Raw genomic sequence first — 1,414 nt, 5'->3', positions numbered from 1 at the left:
CGCGTTGACTCGTAGAAAACCTCCGCGTGGCCGGATACGTTGCCTCATCTGAAAACCTCCGCGGAGCGGCGTGGTGGACGGCCTTGGGAGCGGATGCGGGCTATGCCCGTTTTCATGGAGCTAACGATGGCCCAGCGGCAAGCTGTGACGAAGAAGAAAGCCCTCGCCTATAAGAGCGCCGACCGCTCAGGGAAGACCCGGATCCTGAACGAGCTGGTCGAACTGACCGGCTGGCACCGCGACTATGCACGGACGGCCCTGCGGGAGGCTTTGGTCCTGAAGATCGTCAGGCCCAGGCCGGGCAGGACACCTGTCTACGGGCCGGACCTGCTGCCTTCCCTGATCAAGTGCTGGGCGGTGCTGCGGGCCCCGGCCGGCAGGCTGCTGGCCCCGATGCTGCCGGTCCTGGTGCCGCTGCTGCGCCGCGACGAGGAGATTGTCACCACCGACGAGCAAGCGGGTCTGCTGATGCGCATGAGCGCGGCGACGATCGACCGCAAACTGGCCGGTGAACGGGCGAGACTGATCCCGCGGGGACGCTCGCATACCAAGCCGGGTACGCTGCTCAAGTCCCAGATCCCGGTCCGCACGTGGGCCGAGTGGGACGATGCCGTGCCGGGGTTTGTGGAGATCGATCTGGTCGGCCACGAGGGAGGCAACAGCTTCGGGGAATTCTGTTTCACCCTGACGGTGACCGATATTTCCACCGGGTGGACGGTGAACCGGTCCGTGCGGAACAAAGCCGCCAAGTGGGTCTTCGAGGCCCTGGAGCACGTCACCGAGGTGTTCCCCTTTCCCATCATCGGCATCGATTCGGACAACGGCTCCGAATTCATCAACGAACACCTTCTGGCGTACTGCCACGCCCATGAGATCACGTTCACCCGGTCCCGGCCCGGGAACAAGAATGATGGCGCACATGTGGAGCAGAAGAACTGGGCCCGGGTCCGGGAACTCGTCGGTTACCTTCGCTACGACACCGCCGCCGAACTGGAGAAACTCAATGAGATCTGGGCGTTGGACCGCGTCTTCACCAACTATCTGCTGCCCCAGCAAAAGCTCATCGAAAAAACCCGGCACGGCGCGAAAGTCACCAAGAAGCATGACACGCCGGCCACGCCCCACCAGCGCGCGATCCGGCACGAGAGGATGCGTAAACGCCCCGTCATCCAGATGAATGCCGCGTTCAAACGGATCAAACCCGGGGCACTGTCGCGCCAAATCCTCGCTCTCACCGCCGAGTTGGAAACTCTGGCCCTGGCGAAGAAACCAGCAGCGCTCAAACCCGTCAACAGGGCCTGGAACAACTGATCTCCCGGAGGTTTTTCAATGAGGCAACGAAGGGAGCCAACCGGAGGTTTTCAGATGAGGCAACGAATCACTCTTCCCGGAGGTATTGCAATGAGGCAACAGG

The 1,414-nt window shown here is 62.4% G+C and carries 1 protein-coding gene; it reads left to right on the top strand.

Annotated features, from left to right (window positions below; genetic code table 11):
* Positions 1-126 precede the first annotated feature (126 nt).
* Positions 127-1,311: a DDE-type integrase/transposase/recombinase gene (locus LQ144_RS22880; RefSeq protein ID WP_230121531.1), complete on the top strand. Its 1,185-nt coding sequence runs from the start codon at positions 127-129 to the stop codon at positions 1,309-1,311.
* Positions 1,312-1,414: the final 103 nt, after the last annotated feature.

It is taken from the genome of Arthrobacter sp. Bi83, from assembly GCF_918698095.1.
Taxonomy (GTDB): Bacteria; Actinomycetota; Actinomycetes; order Actinomycetales; family Micrococcaceae; genus Arthrobacter.
Note: the sequence above shows the minus strand (reverse complement) of the source record. Positions and strands in the feature narration are given on the sequence as shown.